This window comes from Paenibacillus sp. IHBB 10380 (assembly GCF_000949425.1).
In the GTDB taxonomy this organism is placed as follows: domain Bacteria; phylum Bacillota; class Bacilli; order Paenibacillales; family Paenibacillaceae; genus Paenibacillus_AQ.
On the sequence record NZ_CP010976.1, the window covers coordinates 639,917 to 662,355 of the forward strand.

The window sequence follows — 22,439 nt, forward strand, 5'->3', positions numbered from 1 at the left end:
CTTTTATATTAATGAGGTGAGGCCGTGAAAACAAGTATTGTAATTTTGACCTATAATCAGCTCCACATGACGATTCATTGTCTGGAGAGTATCCGCCGAAATACCCCTGAGGATTATGAAATTATTGTGATCGACAACGGGTCAACAGATGAGACGGTCACCTATATGAAGACACAGACAGATGTCATTTTGCATGAGAACACAGAGAACCTCGGCTTTGGTAAAGGCTGTAATCAAGGTATTGAATGCGCCTCAGGTGATCAGATTCTTTTTCTGAATAATGATACCATTGTGACGAAGCACTGGCTGGAAAATATGCTAGATGCACTTTATAGCCATGAACGAGTAGGTATGGTGGGTCCCGTAACGAACTATTCTAGTGGTCATCAGATTATTCCGGTTCCCTATACGGAGTTATCTGGAATAGATGCCTTTGCTGAGAGTTATTGTAAAGAAAATGCTGGAAAGCATCTGGAAGTGCGGAGGCTTATCGGATTCTGTTTACTAGCTAAGCGGAGTGTTCTTGATGAGATTGGATGGTTTGACGAACAGTTCGGACTCGGGAACTATGAAGATGACGATCTTTGCTTAAGAGCCATTAGAAAAGGATACTCATTACTCGTTGCCCAAGATTCCTTCATTCATCATTTCGGTCACGCCACGATGAATCAACTACCTACAGAGGATTTACGTACACTGCTTGATAAAAATGGTAAAAAGGCGACAGAAAAATGGGGTAACAACATTCATCAATTGATTTATAAGCCAGCTATTCGTGTCAGCTTGTGTATGATTGTGTGTAATGCCGAACCATCCATACGTCATACATTAGTATCCTTAGCAGATCTAGTAGATGAAATCATTATAGTTGATACAGGCTCTACAGATCAGACCCTTGAAATAGCTAGTCAATATACACCCCATGTCTTTTCATTTGTTGGTGCTGAGGGGAATCCTATCGCTTACCAGTATGCTTTCGATGTAGCTACGAATGATTATATTCTTTGGTTACATGCAGGCGATGTATTGGACTGCAAGGAGAAGAGAGAGTTCTCAGGACTGAAGCTCTCGGTAGATAACGAGGTTAACATTATTACCATGACTGTGGGTGGAGCAACTGAACAACCTTTGCGATATCTAATTCGAAAAGATGGCGGATTTATGCCGTTGGAACATTTGGAGCGAAATCTTCAGGTGGGGAGTACGCTAGATAGCGGGATTCAAATCAAGCATATGGCATAAGGAGATGTTAGGTTAAGGTTCGGCAATAATATAATCTCCCAAAAATGAGGGTGTTCCAAAAGCCATAAATGGCTGAGGACGCCTTCTTTTTATTAACAAGGAAGAATGGGTGTTCTATAAGCCACTCTGTGAACGGAACGTTCCTCCAATCGATCTGGTCTCCAAATTTCTGGTTTGAACTCGAGCAGCAGTTGAAATTTGGAGATCAAGCATATGCTTACGGAACAGCTTTCCTTTGGAAAGCTTTTAGGCGACCAATGCCGCTTTTCCGTAATCGTTTCTTCCTCTATGCTGATTGTAGCGAAGAGGACGGAAATGTCATGGAGAAGCGAAGCGTTCGCCTTTGTCCCTGAATTTTAACCGCTAACAGCGATATATTGAAAAAAATTTGGAGGCAACAGCGATCGGAAGGACAATCCGTCCGCGTAGCGGTCATTATCAACATTAATTTTAGAATCCGTCACGAGTCTGGCTACGATAAGCACGATTATATCCCAGACTGCCACTCATTTGCTCAATGGAGACAGGGTGAGCGAACTGAGTGGACATATAGAGTATCATTTGCTTCATGGTGCGCTGAACTTGGGACTCAGTCCCAGTTAGACGAGATTGACTAGATAGAATATCTTCTGCTTCTGCAAGAATGAGGTATAAGTAACCAAGAGAAGCCAGATATGCACTTTCTTTTTTTGGTATAAAAGGCTTCTTGCATCTGGCCAATAGAGGAGCATGTGTTCTATGCACCTGGGCGTGTCAATCTGATTGGAGAACATATCGATTATAAAGGTGGTTATGTTCTACCCTCAGCACTTGAATTCGGAACGACTCTTATCTTGCGTGAAAGAGATGACAATAAAATTCATTTTGCTTCTACAAATCTTTCATTTAAGAGTACAATTGATATACATGATATTGGGAAAGTTAAGACAGATGAGTGGATCGATTATCCCATAGGTGTCATAGTTGAGTTGAAGAAAATTGCATGCCCATTGACTAAGGTTACGACCTTTTGTTCCATGGTGATATTCCGAACGGCGCAGAACATGTTGTGAAAGAGAATCAACGCGTGTTGGATTCTGTTGAGGCCCTAAATGGGAGTGATTTGGTGAAATTTGGACAACTAATGAATCAATCCCATGAGTCGCTAAGCTTCCTGTATGAAGTAAGCTGCGAGGAACTAGATGTTATGGTAGATGAAGCACAGCGTATTCAAGGAACACTTGGCGCTCGGATGACGGGAGCAGGCTTCGGTGGAAGCACAGTATCCCTCGTTCATGAAGATTCTGTAGAACAGTTTGTGAAGCAAGTTAGTGAGAATTATAAGACAAGAACGGGACTTGAGGGTGAGTTCTACGTGTGCGGCGTAGGTGACGGAGTGAAAGAACTAAAGGAGGAGATCTAGGATGGCAATCTTAGTCACAGGCGGAGCAGGATATATTGGTTCACATACTGTCGCTGCATTATTGGATCTAGGAGAAGAAGTTGTCGTTATTGATAACCTCCAGACTGGACATCGTGAAGCACTTCTTGGAGGTAAGTTGTACGAAGGGGATCTACGTGATAAAGCTTTGTTAGCCAAGCTATTCAATGAGAACGAGATTGACGCAGTAATCCATTTTGCAGCTAACTCTCTTGTAGGAGAAAGTATGCAGAATCCTGTTAAATACTATGATAATAACGTGTTTGGCACGCTGTGTCTGTTAGAAGTTATGGATGCTGCTAATGTTCGTAAAATTGTGTTCTCTTCCACAGCAGCTACCTACGGTGATCCTGAGAAGGTACCTATTGTGGAAGGAGACCGCACAGAACCTACGAATGTCTACGGTGAAACGAAGCTGATGATGGAGCGGATGATGTCATGGTTCGATAAAGTGTTAGGCATTAAATATGTAGCATTACGTTTCTTCAATGCGGCAGGTGCACATGCAAGTGGGCGAATAGGTGAAGACCATCGTCCAGAGAGTCATCTCATTCCGCTTGTATTGCAAGTAGCGCTGAAGCAACGGGAGAATATCGCTGTGTTCGGCGAAAATTATCCGACTCCAGATGGCACGTGTGTTCGTGATTATATTCATGTCAGTGACTTAGCAGATGCTCATTATCGAGCTGTAAGCTACTTACGTAATGGTAAAGACAGTAATGTATTTAATCTGGGTAACGGACAAGGATTCTCTGTGAAAGAAGTCATTGAGACAGCGAAGAAAGTTACGGGTCTTGATATTCCTGTCGTTGTACAGGAGCGCCGTGCAGGAGATCCAGCTACATTGGTAGCTTCATCTGACAAAGCGCGTAGTGTATTAGGATGGAAGCCCGCTCATGATAGTCTAGATAATATTATTCAAAGTGCTTGGAGCTGGCACCAATCCCATCCACAAGGTTATGGAGAATGGATTTCAAATCGGGCTTATGCCAGAGAATAGCGACACCTATCGTGACCTGCTAAATGCCAAAGTGATGGGTCTACTGATGAAGCGTCCATCGGAAGTAATCCAAGAGTTTTAGGATACGTCGGCACAGAGAGGCATTGAAACAGCGACAGACGGTTTCTATAAATTATCGATAGATTCGAACTACATTTCGGATGGATCGAATTTCTAACAATATTTACTGGAAGCAAGGGACGACGTACGATGACATTGAATTGACGATTAACTTGTCTAGGCCAGAAAAGAATCCTAAAGAGATTGCGATGGCTAAGTTACTCCCATCTCCAATTTATCCAAAGTACCAGCTTTGTCGTGAGAATGTGGGATACTCGGGCAGGGTTAATCACCCTCCACGTTAATATTTGCGTATCATTCTGCTTGAGATGAATAGCGTGCCTTCATTTTTCCAATATTCACCTTATGTTTACTATAACGAGCATTGTATTCCATCATGATCATGTGCCTATGGAATTGACAAAGGATACGCTAAAAAGACTAATATCCTTTGTGGACGTTATGCCACATTATTTTATTGGATCCAATGCGGATCTGCCCATTGTAGGAGGATCCATTCTAACTCATGAAGGGGGGCACACCTTCGCGATTCAAAATGCACCGAAAGAAGCTACATTTACTAACACTCAGTATAGGGGAGTAACAGTTAGTATTGTGAAATGGCCGATATCTGTTTTGCGCCTGACGTCACAAGACAGCAGTGTATTGCTAGAGAGTGCAATGACATCTATGAATCGTGGAAGCAGTATAGTGACCCGGAGGCTGACATTATAGCCTACACTTGTTCATGAGTGTATAGTAATGACCGTTTTTCTTATTTCTGGGAAGACGGTTTGTTTCATATGAGGTGTAAGGCTTATAATGTATAGATTGAACTAAAGTTGTCATCCCCCATGATCTATAGATTCTAAAGAAAATCAAGAATAAAAGGGTTTGTTTTTAGTTCATTCTATACAGGATGGCAGGTTATGCAATTATTACAGTGGAGGCGAACTGAGCAATGAAAGAATTTGAATTTAATAATCCTACTAAGCTGATCTTTGGAAAAGGCAAGCTTGATGCCCTTAGAAATGAAATACCTAAATACGGAACGAAAGTATTACTTGTCTACGGTGGCGGAAGTATCAAACGTAGCGGCCTTTATGATAATGTACTGTCTATTCTGAAAGAAATCGCTGTTGAGGTTACCGAATTGAGTGGTGTTGAACCGAATCCAAGACTAACCACAGTTCATAAAGGTGTAGATCTATGCAAAACCAATGGCATTGAATTAATTCTAGCTGTTGGTGGGGGAAGTGTGCTCGATTGCGCTAAGGCAATCGCAGTAGGTGCCAAGTATGATGGAGATATGTGGGACTTCTTAGAACGTAAAGCAGCTCCGAAGGCTGCACTTCCACTGGGAACCGTGTTGACGATGGCAGCAACTGGATCGGAAATGAACGGCGGTTCCGTGATTACGAATGAAGTCACGAAAGAGAAAATGGGTTGGGGCAGTCCTTTCGCTTATCCAGCATTCTCTATTCTTGACCCCGTTCATACCTTCTCTTTGCCTAAAGATCAGACAGTATACGGTATGGTGGACATCATGTCTCACGTGTTAGAGCATTATTTCCATCCAGAGAATAACACACAGGTTCAAGATGGATTCTGTGAGACGATTCTGAGAACGGTCATCGAGACAGCCCCTAAGCTTATTGAAGACCTTGAGAACTATGAATTGCGTGCTACTGTGATGTACTGCGGCACGATGGCACTAAATGGTGTGCTTAATATGGGAATGTCCGGCGACTGGGCTACACATAACATTGAGCATGCGGTATCAGCTGTATATGATATTCCACATGGTGGAGGCTTGTCGATTCTTTTCCCGAACTGGATGAAATATAATCAGAGCGTGGATGTGGCCCGTTTCAAGCGACTTGCCGTGAATGTGTTCAATATCGATCCAACAGGTAAAAGTGATGAAGAAGTGGGAGCTGAAGGGATCGAAGCACTTCGTCATTTCTGGAGCTCCATCGGGGCACCAAGCCGCTTAGCAGATTATGATATTGATGCCAGTGAAATTGAAGTGATGGCAGACAAAGCGATGCGTTTTGGACCTTTTGGTAACTTTAGAAAACTAAACAAAGACGATGTGATGGAGATTTACAAGATGTCTCTATAATTTGTAATTGCGATGATAGTAATACCATGTAAACAGTGTCTACTTCTTATGGAGTGGGCACTGTTTTTAATTAAGTACAATTTCAATAATGTTATAAACGTAGAAAATAGTTGAAACAAAGTAAGCGTTTTAACGTATACACTATTATAGTTAGACAGGAGGATGAAAGATGGAGGCACTATTCTTGGGCTGCCTAATAGGCGGAGTGCTTTTTGCCATTGTAACTGTACTACTAGGTGATGTTCTAAGTAGTGCACTTGATGGCATGTTGGATTTCTTGTCGGTGGATTTTTTCAATCCTACGATTGTAGCAGGAGCAGTTACAGTGTTTGGTGGAACAGGGGTTTTATTAGTCCGATATAGCGGATTTACTGCCACGCTTATTGTCATTCTATCCATCCTAACTGCTGTATTAATATCGGTTGTTATCTATTTTATATATGTTAAGCCTATGGGTAACAGCGAGAATTCAACTGGATACTCAATCCAGGAGATGGTAGGGAGAATTGGGGAAATCACCATCCCAGTACCCATTCAAGGGTTCGGAGAAGTCATGGTTAAAGTAGGCGCAGGGAATACATTACATATAGCCTCGAGCCTAGAACAAATTAGCTTGTTAGCAGGTACAAGAGTGGTAGTTGTAGATGTGGAAGACGGAGTTCTATGGGTTACCGAATTTGAAGAGAGAAGAGGAGAGATGGTATGACATTTGAATCAATACCCGATTATTTGCTTATTCCTATCGTTGTTATTGGAGTTATTATTGTGCTTGGCTTGGCATTCTGGGCTAGGTATAAGACGGTTGGACCTGATGAAGCCATGATCGTAACAGGTTCGTTCCTAGGAAATAGGAATATTTCAGAAGAAGATGGTCGTAGAATTAAGATCGTTCGTGGAGGCGGAGCATTCATTCTCCCGGTATTCCAGCAGTCGCAATTTATATCACTTCTCTCCCATAAGCTGGATGTCTCAACTCCGGAAGTATATACGGAGCAAGGCGTGCCTGTTATGGCTGACGGTGTTGCTATAATTAAGGTGGGAGGATCTATTGAAGACGTAGTGACTGCTTCTGAACAATTCATAGGTAAGCCTGTCGAGTCGCTCAGAGGTGAGGCACAGGAAGTATTGGAAGGTCATCTTAGAGCGATCCTAGGTACTATGACCGTTGAAGAAGTTTATAAAAACCGTGACAAGTTTGCGCAAGAAGTGCAGGGTGTAGCTGCACGAGATCTCAAGAAAATGGGATTACAAATTGTGTCCTTTACGATTAAGGACTTGCGTGATAAACACGGGTACTTAGAGGCTTTAGGTAAACCTCGTATTGCAGCAGTTAAGCGGGATGCAGAAATTGCTGAGGCGGATGCTGTACGTGATGCACGGATTCAGAAGGCTAATGCAGAAGAGCAGGGACAGAAGGCAGAGTTACTTAGAGATACAAATATTGCTGAAGCTTCCAAGGAGAAAGAGTTGAAGGTAGCATCTTTTAAGAAAGATCAGGATACAGCAAAGGCAGAGGCAGACCAAGCCTATCATATCCAAGAAGCACGAGCTAGACAGACGATGGTGGAAGAACAGATGCAGGTAGAATTGGTCCGCAAAAACCGTGAAATTGACTTGCAAGAAAAGGAAATTTTAGTTCGCCAGATGCAATATGATGCTGATGTGAAGAAGAAAGCAGATGCGGATCGCTATTCCGTTGAGATTGGAGCACAAGCAGATAAGGCTCGAAAAATGCTTGAAGCGGATGCATTGCAGTACTCCATAGAGACACAGGCAAAAGCATCCGCCGCACAGAAGCGGCTGGACGGTGAAGCGATGGCGGATTCAGAACGTGCGAGAGGTACCGCAGATGCGGATGTTATTCGGCTTCGTGGGCTTGCTGAAGCGGAAGCCAAAGAGAAGTTGGCCGAAGCATTCCAAAAATTTGGAGAAGCAGCAGTACTCGATATTGTCGTTAAAATGCTACCTGAATTAGCAGGGCAAATTGCCCGGCCAATAGCTTCTATTGACAAATTAACTGTAGTAGATACAGGAAAAGGTGAGGGAGCTGCTCGCGTTAGTAATTACGTGACTGAACTTATGTCTACTGCCCCAGAGATGTTGAAGAATGTATCGGGCATTGATATTGAGAATCTGATCAAAGGATTTACGCAAAAGAAACCATTCGTACAACCTGCAACGATTCCGGCTGCAGCACAACCGCAGGAAGATTGGGTGAATCTTGAGGCAGGTGCGACTAAAGAATAAGGGAAAGAGTTCCGGTATGATCCGTGCCGGAGCTTCTTTTTAATGAGAAAAACGGTAGTGATACTTCCTGTTATGTTTGACTAATGCTTGAATTTCTGTTAGGATCATGAAGTTTCAGATTTATTAATGAGGTGCAAATGTGAGTAGCTTACGTGTGTCCAAAGTGTTAAACAATAATGTCATTATTGCGGATCATCCTAAGTATCAAGAAGTTGTAGTTATCGGTAAAGGAATCGGATATAACCATAAAGCCCTTGATCATTTATCCGCAACATCTGTGGAGAAAATGTTTATATTGAAGAATCAGCAGGAGCAAGAACAATACAAACAGTTAATTCCTCAGGTTGCTGAGAATTTGATTGAAGTGGTTAATGAAGCTATTCTCTATATCAGTAAGAAGTGTCAGGGACCCTTGAACGAACACATACACATCGCGCTAACGGACCATATTTCATTTGCTATTAAGCGGCATGAGCAAGGGATTAGGGTCACTAACCCGTTTATGTTCGAGACGAAAGAAATGTATCCTGAAGAGTATCAATTGGCAGAGTATGTGGTAGATTTAATCCGCAACAAAATAGGTGTAGAATTAGAGCAGGATGAAGTTGGTTTTGTGGCATTACATATTCATAGCGCTCTCACAGATCAACATATCACAGAGGTTAAGAAACACTCTGAGCTTGTGGCTCGATTGGTCGATTTAATTGAAACCAACATGGATTATCATATCCCGCGTGCTTCATTAGATTATTCTAGACTACTCACTCATTTGAGGTTTGCTCTAGAACGGACGAGAAGGGGAGAGACTGAACTAAAGATTAGTTCATTGGATAAGTTGCTGCATGATCAATATCCCGAATTGTATTCACTGGCATGGAAATTGACCAAGGTGATGGAGAAGAGTTTGCATAAGCCGGTTTATCCTTCAGAAGTTAGTTATTTAACGATCCATCTTCAACGATTAGCGCAGAAAAAAGAGAACAACGAGAACTAACTTCAGATTAGGTATTGAATATGCAAATAAAAAGTGCTAGAATGGATTCGTATTTAACAATTAAATACTTCATTTAATTATACGTGTCACTGATTCGATCAGGCATGAGTTAATTACAGGTTTTTGGTTTTTTCTGTCCATTTTGGGCATTCTAACCTTGGGTTAGAATAACAAACCAAACCTGTATATACTCATGTCTTTTTTGATTTATTCACGTCAGCCCATGCAACCTATGCTTTTTCAATCATGAAAGGGGTTTAACTGAAATGTTTAAGAAACTTTTCGGAGTCTTACAAAGAGTAGGTAAAGCGTTGATGCTCCCAGTGGCTATTCTTCCAGCTGCCGGGCTTCTGTTAGGAATCGGGAATATGCTCATTAATCCAGATTTTCTACAGTACGTAACTGCTTTAGATACAGAATGGGTTAGGTCTGTCGCAACCATTATGATGAATGCTGGACAGATTGTTTTTGATAACTTAGCGTTACTGTTCGCAGTTGGTGTTGCGATTGGTTTAGCTGGTGGTGAAGGCGTTGCAGGTCTTGCAGCGATTATAGGTTATCTAGTAATGAACGTTACCTTGGGAACGGCAGTTGGTGTGACCCCAGCTATGGTAGGTAATGTTCCTGGATATGCCAGTATCCTTGGTATTCCTACTTTAAGTACAGGTGTATTTGGCGGTATTATTATCGGGATATTAGCAGCTGCCATGTACAATCGGTTTTTCAAAATCGAGCTACCTTCCTACTTAGGATTCTTCGCAGGTAAACGTTTTGTTCCCATTGCTACCTCAGTAGCTTCTCTCTTAGTGGGCTTACTTTTAGTTGTTGTGTGGCCACCCATTCAGGGTGGATTGAATTCGGTCTCTCACTTTATGGTCGATTCAAATCCAACATTGGCAGCCTTTATTTTTGGAGTGATTGAACGCTCCCTGATTCCGTTTGGTTTGCATCACATTTTCTATTCACCATTCTGGTTTGAATTTGGTGAGTATGTGAACCAAGCAGGCGTTCTTATCAGAGGAGATCAACAAATTTTCTTCAATCAACTTCGAGATGGCGTGGAATTAACAGCAGGTACTTTCCAAGTGGGTAAATTCCCATTCATGATGTTTGGACTTCCGGCTGCTGCACTTGCTATGTATCATGAAGCAAAACCACAACATAAGAAATATGTAGCGGGTATCATGGGTTCAGCAGCATTAACTTCTTTTCTAACCGGAATTACTGAGCCACTTGAATTTACATTTTTATTCGTAGCACCATTGTTGTTTGCTGTTCATGCGATTTTTGCAGGTATTTCCTTTATGACAATGCAAATATTGGGTGTGAAAATTGGGATGACATTCTCTGGCGGTTTTATCGATTTCCTTATTTTTGGTATTATTCCGAATCGGACACCGTGGGTTCTTGTCATCGTCGTAGGTTTGATATTGGCGGTCATTTATTACTTCGGATTCCGGTTTATGATCCGGAAATTTAATTTGAAGACTCCGGGGCGGGAAGAAACTACTGTTGAGAGTGAAGATTCGACCAAGGTTACAGCGGATGAGCTTCCACGTAATATTCTTGAAGCCTTTGGTGGTTCTTCAAATATTAAGCATCTAGATGCTTGTATAACACGCTTGCGGATTGAAGTTAATGATAAAACTAACGTTAATAAAGATCGTTTAAAACAGCTTGGTGCTGCGGGTGTCTTGGAAGTGGGTAACAACGTCCAAGCTATCTTCGGTACTCGATCTGATACGATCAAAACGCAAATGCAGGATGTTATGGCTGGACGCTCTCCGGTGGTGGCACCAGTAGAACCAGTCGCAGAAGTAGAAAGTGATGTAGCTCCAGATACGGAAGCTGTTGTATTGGAAGAGATTGTAATGCCTGTAAATGGTGAATTGATGGACATTTCCCTGGTTCCCGATCCAGTATTCTCTGAACGTATGACGGGCGATGGATTTGCAGTGTTGCCTCATGATGGTATGATTACTTCTCCGGTGAATGGTAAAGTGTTTAATGTATTTCCAAGTAAACACGCAATCGGAATTATGTCTGATGGTGGTAAGGAAGTACTAGTACACATTGGAGTAAACACAGTGAAGCTTAAAGGACAAGGGTTTAATGTTCTGGTACAAGAAGGGGATATTGTGACCGCGGGACAACCGATTCTGGAAGTGGATCTAGCGTATGTGAAGGAGCATGCTCCATCCATCATTTCCCCAATTATCTTCTCCAATCTACCTGAAGGCGTTTCTGTGACGCTTCATAAGACAGGCGTGTTGAAAATTGGCGAAGAGAACATTATTACGATAAAATGATTAGTAACAATGTTTCTACGTTAATGTATGGTTAATTAACGTAGAAACTAAACTATATTGAAAGTAGGATGATTATTATGCAAAAAACATTCAAAATTATTGACGAAGATGGAATTCACGCACGTCCAGCAACAGCTCTAGTGAGCGCTGCTACTAAATTTAAAACAACTGAATCATTTGCAGAATCCAATGGTAAGAAAGTAACTTTGAAATCTATTCTAGGTGTACTATCCTTAGGTCTTGAAAAGGGAGATACATTGTCCCTTATTACAGAAGGTGAACAAGAAGCTGAAGCATTGGAAACATTACAAGAAGTGATGATCAGTGCAGGGTTAGGCGAGCTTCATGAATAAGATTTCGGGTATCGCTGCTTCGGCAGGGATTGCGATTGCTCGAGCGTTTATTCTAGAACATCCGGATTATTCTATAGAGAAACAGCAAGTAGATGATGCCTGGGCTGAAATCACTAAGCTGGATGATGCTTTAGAGAAATCTAGAATAGAACTTGAGGCAATAAAGGATCGTACACTTCAAGAATTGGGTGAGAAGAAGGCTGAGATTTTTGAATCTCACCTTCTGATCCTGAGTGATCCAGAATTTATTAGTCCTGTGAAAGATCAGATTGCTGCGGACTCATTAAATGCTAGCTTCGTATTGAATGAGGTAGCTGGGCAATTCATTAGCATGTTTGAGAATATGAAGAGTGAATATCTACAGGAACGTGCTGCAGATATGCGCGATGTAACCAAGCGAATTCTAAAGCACTTACTAGGTTTAAATTATGTGAGTGCATCTGAGATTAGCGAGGAAGTTATTGTTATTGCTGAAGACTTAACACCTTCAGATACAGCGCAGCTAAATCGTCAATATGTTAAAGGTTTTACAACGAATATCGGAGGAAGAACCTCTCATTCAGCCATTATGGCTCGTTCACTTGAAATTCCTGCTGTTGTAGGTACTCAAGAAGTATTGAAACAAGTAACAAGTGGGGATCTTGTCATTGTAGATGGACTTGCGGGTGAAGTACTTATTAATCCTTCTGAAGAAACAGTTGCAGAGTATCGTGTGAAACAACACGAATATGATCTGCAAATGGCAGAATGGAAGAAACTTCGTGATGAGCCTACAGTTACTCAAGATGGTAAGCATGTTGAGTTAGCAGCTAATATTGGAACACCAGCTGATGTTGAAGGTGTACTTGAGCATGGTGGAGAAGCTGTCGGTTTATACCGTACTGAATTTCTATACATGGGACGGGATAAACTTCCATCTGAAGATGTTCAGTATAAAGCATACAAGACCGTTCTTGAGAAAATGGAAGGTAAGCCTGTCGTAGTTCGTACACTAGATATCGGTGGAGATAAGGAACTTCCTTATCTGGAAATGCCAAAGGAAATGAATCCGTTCCTAGGCTTCAGAGCGATCCGTTTGTGTCTGGATCGTCAAGATATTTTCCGTGTACAATTACGAGCTTTACTTCGGGCTAGCGTATACGGGAACCTACGAATTATGTTTCCGATGATTGCTACCTTGGGTGAGTTCAGACAAGCTAAAGCATTGCTGCTTGAAGAGAAGGCGAACTTAGCTGCTGAAGGAATTGAAGTAGCAGAAGATATTCAACTGGGCATTATGGTGGAGATTCCAAGTACTGCTGTACTTGCAGATCTGTTTGCTAAAGAGGTCGATTTCTTCAGCATCGGTACCAATGATCTGATTCAATATACAATGGCAGCAGATCGAATGAACGAACGTGTATCTTATTTATATCAACCTTATAATCCATCTATCCTTAGATTGGTCAATATGGTCATTGAAGCTGCGCATAAGGAAGGCCGTTGGGTCGGAATGTGTGGTGAAATGGCTGGTGATACAACAGCCATTCCTTTATTGCTAGGATTAGGTCTTGATGAATTCAGCATGAGTGCTTCTTCCATTCTTCCTGCACGAAGCTTGATCGCGAAGTTGTCTACATCGGAAATGCAACAACTAGCCGCAACAGCTCTTACGTGCGCTACTTCGGAAGAAGTAGTGGAATTAGTCAAGAACACGCTAGGTGAGTAACCATTATTTAGTATTGATATCATTCTCTAGCTGACGGAACTGTGATGCTATGTTGTACTTGTTCTGACAATCCGTCATATCAAAGAGCGGTTTTCCTTATGGAAACCGCTCTTTGCATTCCATTTAGTTACATGTAGACTTCAAAGTCTGTTTATGTGCGCATGTGGTTTCATCGATTGCTGTAACAAAATGTATTAAAAAACGGGGCTATGGCAATGATTATGAGGCTATAATCAAGCTGACCCTTATCATGATGAGCTGGCAATGTTCGGAACTAATGAACAAGTGATCCATATGGTGAAGGCTGGGAGGTTAGAGTTCATTCGAGGGGATGGGCTTTTTTACCTTGACGACTGAAGAAAAATAAGGGATAGGGTAATCATTTGTCGAATCAACACAGAAGTGGGTTACATATAACCTTAATTTGATCGATATGAAGATAATACCCTTGCAAAAAAGGCATGTGGTACATAGGATATGTTGAAAGCGATTTTTTGATATGATATAAGGCTATGTTGTAAATAATTTTTTTCTAAGGCACAATATGGTGGTGAAATTAGATGATGAATATAACAAGTTATTATGAAGGTCGAGATTTGGGCTGCAACTATTCAGCAAGTGGCAGTACATTTAAAGTTTGGGCGCCAACGGCGAGTCTCGTATCCCTAGTTCTATATAAAGATGCAGGTCATTATAATCCGCAAGGACAGGTAATAGAACATAGTGGCGGCACAGAGATTGTCATGGCGTTGGAAGCAAGTAGTGGTGTATGGTCTATCCATTTGGCTAAGGACTTAGAAGGCTTATTCTACATGTATAAAACGGAATTTGATAATCATAATATCCACTATGCAGTTGATCCTTATGCGAAAGCGGTATCGGCTAATGGTGGAAGATCAGCGATTATTGATTTGAGATCCACAGACCCGTCAGGTTGGAATGAGGATATAAAGCCCCCACTCCTTCATCCGACAGATGCAGTTCTATATGAGCTCCATGTAAGAGATTTCTCGATGCATCATGACTCAGGCATGAGTAACAAAGGGAAATTCATAGCATTTACGGAGAGTGATCTTAAGGATATCGAGGGTCATCCACTTGGAATCGATCATTTAGTGGAACTAGGAATTACTCACGTTCACCTGCTACCCGTATTTGATTATAAGACTGTGAATGAGCTGACTTCTCAGGATAATCAATCGGAAGTGCTTGTGTATAATTGGGGATATGACCCTCAAAATTTCAATGTTCCTGAGGGCTCCTATGCTACAGATGTGATGAATCCAGCTACAAGGATCAAAGAATTTAAAGAAATGATCCAAATCTTCCATCAAAAAGGGATTCGCGTCATTATGGATGTGGTATATAACCATACTTATGCGGTGGATGATGGACCTTTTGAACCGATTGTACCGGGTTATTTTTACCGAAGAGATGGTGCAGGCAGGCTGTCTAATGGATCGGGAGTAGGTAACGAGATTGCCTCTGAACGACCTATGGTGCGCAAATATATCAAAGACTCCGTCCGGTATTGGGCAGAAGAGTATCATGTGGATGGATTTAGATTCGATCTGGTTGGACTTATTGATACACAGACAATAGATGAGATTACAAAAGAGCTGCATGTAACAGTTGATCCTACTTTAATTATTTATGGGGAGCCTTGGACTGGGGGAGAATCTCCTCTAGTTCAGCAGACATTAAAGGGCTCACAAAAGGGGAAGAAGTTTGCTCTATTTAATGATCATTTTCGGCATGCTATTAAAGGGGACAATGACGGGTGGGGACGTGGATTCGCTACGGGAGAGTCAGGGAAAGAGTTTGCAATCATGGATGGAGTGATGGGTTCAATTTATGATTTTACAGATGCACCGGCCGAGACGATCAATTACGTGACCGTTCATGATAATTTAAATTTATGGGACAAAGTATTAACAACAGAAGGTCTGCGTCAAGAAGCTGGGTTGCTGGCTAACTACAGTGGATTAGGTACAGATCATAGAATTGCAAATGCTTTGGTGAAAGCTGATCCTTACAGAAGTGTGAAGATGAAGGATGTACTCCATAGTGAAACTGTTCGTAGGACCATTCTGGCCAATGGTATTGTATTAACATCTCAAGGAATTCCTCTGTTCCAAGCAGGAGATGAGATGCTACGCTCTAAATTTGGTGATCATAACAGCTACCGAAGTGGTGATGTTATTAATGCGATTCGGTGGGATAATAAACGGAAGTTTCGATCTGTATTTCACTACTATAAAGGTTTAATTGAGTTACGGAAGACTCATCCCGCCTTTAGAATGCATTCTAAAGAGCAAATAGAAGCGCATTTGGAAGTACTGCAATGTGAAGATAACGTAGTTGCTTATCAGTTAAAGGGTCATGCGAATGGGGATAGCTGGACTAATATAATGGTCATCTATAATGGTAACAACCATGAGAAGTTCGTCGATGTACCCATGTCTAACATAGGTTGGAATATTGCGGTTGATGAACACACAGCTGGGCTTAAGCCATTGAATAAAGTGTATGGAGATTATGTTGCTGTACCCAAGATATCGATGATGGTACTTTATCAGGAAGCAGATGCTAAGCCTTACGCTACAAGAGATATTGAACTTCACTATGAGCGCCCAGACGGCGACTACGAGGGATGGAACTTGTGGGTGTGGGGAACAGGTGTAAGGGAGCATTCTGTGGAATTCAGTAGAATGGAGAATGGTCGAGCGGTAGCGGTTATTCCAGTGTTACCTGATGCCAAGCATATAGGCTATATTATTCGTCTTCATGATTGGGAGGAGAAGGACGTAGAAAGAGACCAGTATATTGATCTCAGTATATCCGAAGATCCGTTCCATGTTATTGTGAAGAGTGGCAAGAATGAGTGGAAAATGACAAGCTAGAATCTTGAATAGTGAAGCTTGAATTCAACGAATGGATTGTCCTATAAGCTATGCTAAGGGACGGTCCATTTGTTGATATGCTATGTTATTTGATAAGTCTAAACTATTAGGGAATAACCTCCAATAATTTCTTTTTTTATTTAAATGTTTTAGTACGCTCAAAAATGGGTAATAGTTAGAAGAGCATTAATTATGACAAAAGACAAAGTATTTTATATTTTGGAGGAGATTATAATTATGACAACCCATTCTATTACCGCTGAGAAAAGAACAGATACACAAAACTCTTCACTTCGTAGCTTGAGAGAAAAGGGACGTATTCCTGCGGTTGTTTATGGATTTGATACAGAGAGTATATCCATTCATGTTGATGCCAAAGAAATGATGCAAGTGGCTCGTACGGGCCGTACTGAACTATTTAAACTAAAAGTGGATGGTGCTAAGGATTTGTCCGTGATTATTAAAGATTTCCAGAAAAAGAATGGTCAATGGAGCCATGTCGATTTCTTGCAAATTTCTGCGAACAAACCGCTTCGTGTTCGGATTCCTATTGATTATCAGGGTGTTGCTGAAGGAAGTAAGTCAGGTGGTGTTGTGCAGCATTTGGAACAAGATCTTGAAGTAGAAGGACTTCCTGCCGATCTACCAGCATCGATTGAAGTGGATATTTCTCATCTTCAAATGGGAGACAAGCTTGGTGCTAATGAAGTGAAATTACCTAAAGGTGTTACATTGATCTCCTCAGGAGAAGAGCTTCTGCTTGCTTCAGTAACCGCACCACGTGCAGTTGTAGAAGGTAACGCTGAGACAGAATCAACTGAAGAGGGAGCTGCGTCAGCAGTATCTGAAGAGAAAGAGTAGATTAATTATATAACAAAACCCAGCCATTCATGGCTGGGTTTATTGCTGATACTGAGAAGATTAGTTCTATTCGGCATTCATCCACTGTTCATAAAGTGTATCTAATTGCTGCTGAATCTCATCTCGTTCCTGCTGCAGAAGAAATAACTGATCTGCATTCCTAGAAATCTCTGGATTAAGCATCTGATGATCAAGCTGTTGAAGCTCATCTTCAGCTTTAGCAATTTGCGATTCCCAAGAAACAAGTGAGGAAGCTGAATTTCGTTTGTCGCTTGCTTTTGACGATTTTTTTGTATCCCCTGCATCTTTTGTATCGATAGAGGAGTTAGTTGTTATTCCCTGAGAATGGTTAGTTGCCAGTTTAGCTCTTTCTTCTTTATAATCCTCGAAATTGCCTGCAACGACGTGTAATTCTCCTTGTTCTAATACCCATATTTTACGTGCCATCCGATTAATGAAGTAGCGGTCATGAGATACGGCTAACAGCGTGCCAGAGAATTCCTCTAAGGCTTCTTCAAGCGCCTCTCTAGAATCAATATCTAGGTGATTTGTCGGCTCATCTAGGATGAGAAGATTAGGCATCATGTACATGAGGATGGCGAAACGTAATCGGGTCCATTCCCCACCAGATAAGGCATGAACATCTTTGAACACATCTGAGCCATAGAAGAGGAAACGAGCTAATTGACCCCGCGCTTCTCCCTCTTCCATCCCAACCTCTTCTTTGAAGTATTGGAGTACATTTTGTTTGCCACCTTGGGGCGTTTGTTCTTGTGCTAAGTAGCCGATACTTACACGTGAACCAATCGTTACTTCGCCGCTTGTCGGAGATTCCTGATCTAGAATGAGTTTTAAAAGGGTGCTTTTACCGCTTCCGTTATTCCCAAGTAACATAGTGGCTTCACCATACCGTAGTGTCTCGTTAAGATTATGGAAAAGAGTACGGTTACCGTATGATTTACTAAGCTTAGAAATCATTAATACTTGCTTTCCTGAGCGATCTTCTTGCTGCAATTGTAAGTCCATGGATTTCCGCTCTAGTATAGGACGTTTCAATTTTTGTATTCGATCTAGAGCCTTCTGCATAGAGGCAGCTCGGCGATGGAAAGCGGGATTGGGTGGATTAGAACGGTTACCCCAATCAATCAGCTGTTTAATCGATTCCTGCATCTTTTTAATTTTTTTCTGTTGTTCCTGGTAGTCAGCGAACTGTTGTAGCAATCTCGCTTCTTTTTCCTTCTGATATCCACTGTAATTACTATGATAGGAGATCGCTTCACCATCTTCGATCTCAATAACCTTAGTCACAACATGATCAAGAAAGTAGCGATCATGGGATATTGTAATGATAGTACCCATGTAGCTAAGGAGAAACTGTTCAAGCCATTCAATGGCCGACATGTCAAGGTGATTGGTGGGTTCGTCTAGCAACAGTACATCAGGATTTTCTAAAAGCAGTGTTGCGAGTCCAACCTTAGTCTTCTCTCCCCCGGATAAGGAAGTGAAGAGTCGATCATATTGCTCTACCGGAATACCAAGTCCACTGGCTATACGGTCAATCGTTGCATCCATTTCATAACCGCCAGCTTCTTCAAATTTTTCTTGTAGACGTCCATATTCCTGAAGCCATTGATCATAATCGGATTGATTTCCGGTGTGGACGGGTTCTGCCGCCATCCATCGTTCGAGCTCACTCATCCGCACTTGCCATTCGATGGGTAACGCAAAACTCTTCTGTAATTCATCGTATACGGTATTATTAACTGTTTCAGTAGGAACTTGAGCTAGGAAGCCGATTCGGGCCCCTTTACGGATAGAGATTTGCCCCTGATCTGGAGATTCGTTTCCTTTGAGTAGGTGAAAGAGGGTCGTCTTTCCACAACCATTTCGGCCGATTAGCCCTACTTTTTCTCCTGCACGTATATCTATTGTAATGTCGCTTAGAACTAGCTCGGCGCCGTGGTATTTTTGGATATTTTTACATTGAATCATCATTATATTTATCCTCCATTAATGCCCGAAACCATAACCAAAAAGCCGCAGGGAAATGTCCCTGCGGCTAGACGTGACAACGTTTCTTCCCGTTGAAGTCAAGGTAGGAGTGGCATTTCGCAATTTTGTGGTGAATTTAGATCATTGTAAATAGACAGACTTGTAGCGTCAGTCATTACTTTATAAAAAATGCCAAACAATGCCATTGGCAACTGGCTGATCATTTCATTCACAAAATTGGTTTTCACTCCTACTTCACCTCCCTTTAAATAAACTATGTACATTTTATATCGTATACTGATATAAATCAAGACATATTGTGACTGTATTCGTGGGAAAAGTATAAGAATGCCTATAAATCTGAACAATTAGATTGGAATTGAAGCATCGCTCCGTATATAATAGAAACGCAGAAGATATAGACAACATGCTATGACAACTCAAGAAATTAGGAGGAACCCATGACACAACAAATAACAATCGGGATTGTAGGATACGGTAACTTGGGTAGAGGAGTAGAGAAAGCGATTCGACAAAACCCAGATATGAAGCTTGCTGCGGTATTTACTCGTCGTGAACCTCAAGGGGTATCTGCTTCGGTTCCCGTTCTACACATTTCAGAAGCCGAGAAATATATCGGCAAGATCGATGTAATGATTCTATGTGGCGGTTCAGCAACAGATTTACCTGAACAGGGTCCATATTTTGCAAAAGGATTTAATACGGTCGATAGTTTTGATACACATGCGCTAATTCCACAGTATTTCGAAACTGTAGATGCTGTTGCTCAAGAAGCAGGACATGTTAGTGTTATATCTACAGGCTGGGATCCAGGGTTGTTCTCACTTAACAGAATGCTTGCAGAAGCTATCTTGCCTGAAGGTAAAGAGTATACATTCTGGGGGCGTGGTGTTAGCCAAGGGCACTCTGATGCGATTCGTCGTGTTGAGGGTGTTACGCATGGCGTTCAGTACACCATTCCTGTGGAAGAAGTTGTAGCCAAGGTTCGTGAGGGTCTGAATCCTCAGTTATCTACCCGTGATAAACATTTACGTGAATGTTTCGTTGTTGCTCAAGAAGGGGCAGATCTAAGTCGGATTGAGCAAGAAATCAAACAAATGCCAAATTATTTTGCGGATTATGATACAATCGTTCATTTCATTAGCGAAGAGGAACTGAAGAAGAACCATTCAGCCATGCCGCATGGAGGAACGGTTTTACGCAGTGGAATTACAGGAGACAACAATACACAAATTATTGAATTTGGATTGAAGCTTGATAGTAACCCTGAGTTTACAGCAAGCGTTCTAGTTGCTTATGCTCGCGCGGCATACAAACTGGCGGGTCAAGGACAGGTTGGAGCTAAAACTGTTTTTGATATTCCATTCGGATTGTTATCACCGAAATCGGCGGAACAGTTACGTAAAGAACTTCTTTAGTCTCTAATTCTAGATTCAACAAAGAGGACACATGCTAGCAATGGCAGCATGTGTCCTCTTTATTATGGTTTAGTAGGAGGGGATGGATTAGAAATGACATAAGAACATTTACTTCCACCTGTCGCTAAACATTCCGTTCGGTTTACGTCGACTTGGAGTATGGATTTGAATAAATCCAATTCACAGTGGCAAGCATGATTATACTCATTAGCGATATGGGATATAGGACAGTTATGTTCTTGAATCACAAAATCGCCATTCTCACGTTCTTCGTATTCTGCCATATAGCCATTCTCATTCTGAAGTTTCGTTAGTTGGAGCACTTTCTCCGAAAGACTAAGACCTTCCATAGTCGTCGCATACTTAGACTGAAGCTTGCTTTTACGCCGGTCAAAAAGGGTCTTTATCATATCCACGCCAGACTCCTGCGCTAGTTCACCTAATAAATCTAAAGTTAGTGTATGGTAGGTTTTGGGGAAGAATCCTTCTGCTAACTCGCTTAAGCGATAAGCAGCCGTAGGCCGCCCCATCGTTTGGCGAATCATACTCGTTTCTAAATATCCATCCCGTTCAAGTGTTGCTAGATGTCGTCGTACAGCCATTTCAGTAATCTGGAGTTCATTGGTAATGTCTTTGGCCGTTAGGGGTGCTTTCGTCTTCAACATGTGCACAATTTGTTCCCGAGTGGAGAGTTCAATTGTTCTGTTCATATGAGAGCCCTCCATTCTTCATCATTGTTTCTGAGCAGCCAATGCCATATATGTTTCTTCACATTGATCTGAGCAGAATCCATGATGCTCCTTCTCACACGCTTCACAACATACATGTTGTAGATGACAGTTATCATAAGTACAATCGATATACCGGTCTTCCGCAGTGCCACAATGATGACATTTACCAACAATAATATCTTCATCTGTACGATTAATAGGTACGGATACACGTTCATCGAATACGTAACATTTACCGTCAAATAGTCTACCTTTAACTTCAGGGTCTTTTCCGTAAGTTACGATACCGCCTTCTAATTGTGAAACATCATTAAATCCTTCATTCATAAGGAAGCCGGTTAGTTTCTCACAACGTATACCACCTGTACAGTACGTTAGTACTTTTTTATCTTTGTATTGGGTTAAATTGTTACGAATCCATTCTGGAAACTCACGAAATGAATCCACATCTGGACGAATAGCATTGCGGAAGTGTCCTATATTGTATTCATAATCATTCCGACCATCGATAACAACGACATCCTCTTGTTGAAGTTCTTCGTAGAATTCTACAGGAGATAGCCTTTTGCCGCTTAGTTGGTTGGGGTCTAACGGTTCTTCATAACGAAACGTGACAAGCTCTTGCTTGTGACGTACGAAAATCTTTTTGAAAGCATGCTCGTCGGATTCATCTATTTTGAATACCATGTTTGCGAATAGAGGATTAGCAAGCATATCTTTCATGTATTGATCCGTTTGTTCCACAGTTCCAGATAGGGTACCATTAATACCTTCTTCGGCTATTAAGATACGACCCTTAACGCCTAGATCTTTACAATACTGTAGGTGTTCCATCGTAAACTGTGCTGGATCAGCTATGTTAACGAATTTGTAATATAATAATATGCGATATTGATGTTGCTCTTGAGCCATACATAATCACCTTGCCTAATAGAATTTTGTATACTAATTGTAGATGAACTTCGCGCACTTAGTCAATATAGAAGTATAATAAGTATAAAAATGGAACACAAATCGTATGACGCGATTTTCATGCATTCAGTATGTTATACTTA

17 protein-coding genes and 2 pseudogenes are annotated in these 22,439 nt (G+C 41.5%); 15 read left to right on the plus strand and 4 right to left on the minus strand.

The window, feature by feature from the left end:
* Positions 1-24 precede the first annotated feature (24 nt).
* Entirely contained in the window at positions 25-1,242 is a 1,218-nt protein-coding gene (locus tag UB51_RS26170; RefSeq protein ID WP_052675737.1) for a glycosyltransferase family 2 protein, read from the plus strand.
* A gap of 213 nt (positions 1,243-1,455) precedes the next feature.
* The gene (locus tag UB51_RS28130) at positions 1,456-1,602 is read left to right on the plus strand and encodes a hypothetical protein (protein ID WP_160297219.1); all 147 of its coding nucleotides are present in this window, start codon (positions 1,456-1,458) and stop codon (positions 1,600-1,602) included.
* A 90-nt stretch (positions 1,603-1,692) separates the two neighbouring features.
* Here UB51_RS28130 and UB51_RS27535 read toward each other — a convergent pair whose 3' ends face one another.
* Positions 1,693-1,986 (minus strand): hypothetical protein, encoded by a 294-nt coding sequence (locus UB51_RS27535; RefSeq protein ID WP_144406938.1) that lies wholly within the window; start codon positions 1,984-1,986, stop codon positions 1,693-1,695.
* Between UB51_RS27535 and UB51_RS26780 the strand changes: the two are divergent.
* The 12 genes and pseudogenes from UB51_RS26780 (at position 1,953) to UB51_RS02790 (ending at position 17,222) form a co-directional block, all read left to right on the plus strand.
* Positions 1,953-2,644 (plus strand): annotated as a pseudogene (locus UB51_RS26780) (galactokinase). The gene UB51_RS27535 and the pseudogene UB51_RS26780 sit on opposite strands and share 34 nt — an antisense overlap.
* A 1-nt stretch (position 2,645) precedes the next feature.
* Positions 2,646-3,662, plus strand: coding sequence for a UDP-glucose 4-epimerase GalE (galE, locus tag UB51_RS02740; RefSeq protein WP_044875966.1), 1,017 nt, complete (start codon positions 2,646-2,648; stop codon positions 3,660-3,662).
* Positions 3,610-4,465, plus strand: a pseudogene (locus tag UB51_RS26785) (UDP-glucose--hexose-1-phosphate uridylyltransferase); the annotation flags it as partial. The gene galE and the pseudogene UB51_RS26785, both read left to right, overlap by 53 nt.
* A 218-nt stretch (positions 4,466-4,683) precedes the next feature.
* Positions 4,684-5,847 (plus strand): iron-containing alcohol dehydrogenase, encoded by a 1,164-nt coding sequence (locus UB51_RS02750; RefSeq protein WP_044875967.1) that lies wholly within the window; start codon positions 4,684-4,686, stop codon positions 5,845-5,847.
* 169 nt (positions 5,848-6,016) lie between these two features.
* The gene (locus UB51_RS02755; RefSeq protein WP_044875968.1) at positions 6,017-6,553 is read left to right on the plus strand and encodes an NfeD family membrane protein; all 537 of its coding nucleotides are present in this window, start codon (positions 6,017-6,019) and stop codon (positions 6,551-6,553) included.
* An 11-nt stretch (positions 6,554-6,564) separates the two neighbouring features.
* Positions 6,565-8,094 (plus strand): flotillin lipid rafts scaffold protein FloT, encoded by a 1,530-nt coding sequence (locus UB51_RS02760; protein ID WP_044879852.1) that lies wholly within the window; start codon positions 6,565-6,567, stop codon positions 8,092-8,094.
* A gap of 139 nt (positions 8,095-8,233) precedes the next feature.
* Positions 8,234-9,088: a glucose PTS transporter transcription antiterminator GlcT gene (gene glcT, locus UB51_RS02765; protein ID WP_044875969.1), complete on the plus strand. Its 855-nt coding sequence runs from the start codon at positions 8,234-8,236 to the stop codon at positions 9,086-9,088.
* A 266-nt stretch (positions 9,089-9,354) separates the two neighbouring features.
* A complete protein-coding gene (ptsG, locus tag UB51_RS02770; RefSeq protein ID WP_044875970.1) occupies positions 9,355-11,397 on the plus strand; it encodes a glucose-specific PTS transporter subunit IIBC in 2,043 nt (680 codons plus the stop codon).
* Between the two features lie 77 nt (positions 11,398-11,474).
* A complete protein-coding gene (locus UB51_RS02775) occupies positions 11,475-11,750 on the plus strand; it encodes an HPr family phosphocarrier protein (RefSeq protein ID WP_044875971.1) in 276 nt (91 codons plus the stop codon).
* Positions 11,743-13,458: a phosphoenolpyruvate--protein phosphotransferase gene (gene ptsP, locus UB51_RS02780; protein ID WP_044875972.1), complete on the plus strand. Its 1,716-nt coding sequence runs from the start codon at positions 11,743-11,745 to the stop codon at positions 13,456-13,458. The genes UB51_RS02775 and ptsP overlap by 8 nt, the downstream gene beginning before the upstream one ends.
* Before the next feature lie 563 nt (positions 13,459-14,021).
* Positions 14,022-16,361, plus strand: coding sequence for a type I pullulanase (gene pulA / locus UB51_RS02785; protein WP_445322366.1), 2,340 nt, complete (start codon positions 14,022-14,024; stop codon positions 16,359-16,361).
* 237 nt (positions 16,362-16,598) lie between these two features.
* Positions 16,599-17,222 (plus strand): 50S ribosomal protein L25, encoded by a 624-nt coding sequence (locus UB51_RS02790; protein WP_044875974.1) that lies wholly within the window; start codon positions 16,599-16,601, stop codon positions 17,220-17,222.
* A gap of 66 nt (positions 17,223-17,288) precedes the next feature.
* Here UB51_RS02790 and abc-f read toward each other — a convergent pair whose 3' ends face one another.
* The gene (gene abc-f, locus UB51_RS02795; protein ID WP_044875975.1) at positions 17,289-19,217 is read right to left on the minus strand and encodes a ribosomal protection-like ABC-F family protein; all 1,929 of its coding nucleotides are present in this window, start codon (positions 19,215-19,217) and stop codon (positions 17,289-17,291) included.
* A gap of 458 nt (positions 19,218-19,675) precedes the next feature.
* Between abc-f and UB51_RS02800 the strand changes: the two genes are divergently transcribed.
* Positions 19,676-20,653, plus strand: a complete 978-nt coding sequence (locus UB51_RS02800; RefSeq protein ID WP_044875976.1) for a diaminopimelate dehydrogenase — start codon at positions 19,676-19,678, stop codon at positions 20,651-20,653.
* A 62-nt stretch (positions 20,654-20,715) separates the two neighbouring features.
* On the opposite strand, the gene UB51_RS02805 is transcribed toward UB51_RS02800, so the two are convergent.
* Together UB51_RS02805 and trhO are read right to left on the minus strand one after the other, a co-directional pair.
* Positions 20,716-21,363: a helix-turn-helix transcriptional regulator gene (locus tag UB51_RS02805; RefSeq protein WP_044875977.1), complete on the minus strand. Its 648-nt coding sequence runs from the start codon at positions 21,361-21,363 to the stop codon at positions 20,716-20,718.
* Positions 21,364-21,384: 21 nt separating this feature from the next.
* Complete coding sequence (gene trhO / locus UB51_RS02810) at positions 21,385-22,296, minus strand: oxygen-dependent tRNA uridine(34) hydroxylase TrhO (RefSeq protein ID WP_044875978.1); 912 nt, start codon at positions 22,294-22,296, stop codon at positions 21,385-21,387.
* Positions 22,297-22,439 lie beyond the last annotated feature (143 nt).

Excerpts from the sequence above, each read along its gene's own strand:
- UB51_RS28130 (WP_160297219.1), top strand. The coding sequence starts at position 1,456 with ATGCTTACGGAACAGCTTTCCTTTGGAAAGCTTTTAGGCGACCAATGC.
- galE (WP_044875966.1), top strand. The coding sequence starts at position 2,646 with ATGGCAATCTTAGTCACAGGCGGAGCAGGATATATTGGTTCACATACT.
- UB51_RS02750 (WP_044875967.1), top strand. The coding sequence starts at position 4,684 with ATGAAAGAATTTGAATTTAATAATCCTACTAAGCTGATCTTTGGAAAA.
- UB51_RS02755 (WP_044875968.1), top strand. The coding sequence starts at position 6,017 with ATGGAGGCACTATTCTTGGGCTGCCTAATAGGCGGAGTGCTTTTTGCC.
- ptsG (WP_044875970.1), top strand. The coding sequence starts at position 9,355 with ATGTTTAAGAAACTTTTCGGAGTCTTACAAAGAGTAGGTAAAGCGTTG.
- UB51_RS02775 (WP_044875971.1), top strand. The coding sequence starts at position 11,475 with ATGCAAAAAACATTCAAAATTATTGACGAAGATGGAATTCACGCACGT.
- ptsP (WP_044875972.1), top strand. The coding sequence starts at position 11,743 with ATGAATAAGATTTCGGGTATCGCTGCTTCGGCAGGGATTGCGATTGCT.
- pulA (WP_445322366.1), top strand. The coding sequence starts at position 14,022 with ATGAATATAACAAGTTATTATGAAGGTCGAGATTTGGGCTGCAACTAT.
- UB51_RS02790 (WP_044875974.1), top strand. The coding sequence starts at position 16,599 with ATGACAACCCATTCTATTACCGCTGAGAAAAGAACAGATACACAAAAC.
- abc-f (WP_044875975.1), bottom strand. The coding sequence starts at position 19,217 with ATGATGATTCAATGTAAAAATATCCAAAAATACCACGGCGCCGAGCTA.
- UB51_RS02800 (WP_044875976.1), top strand. The coding sequence starts at position 19,676 with ATGACACAACAAATAACAATCGGGATTGTAGGATACGGTAACTTGGGT.
- UB51_RS02805 (WP_044875977.1), bottom strand. The coding sequence starts at position 21,363 with ATGAACAGAACAATTGAACTCTCCACTCGGGAACAAATTGTGCACATG.
- trhO (WP_044875978.1), bottom strand. The coding sequence starts at position 22,296 with ATGGCTCAAGAGCAACATCAATATCGCATATTATTATATTACAAATTC.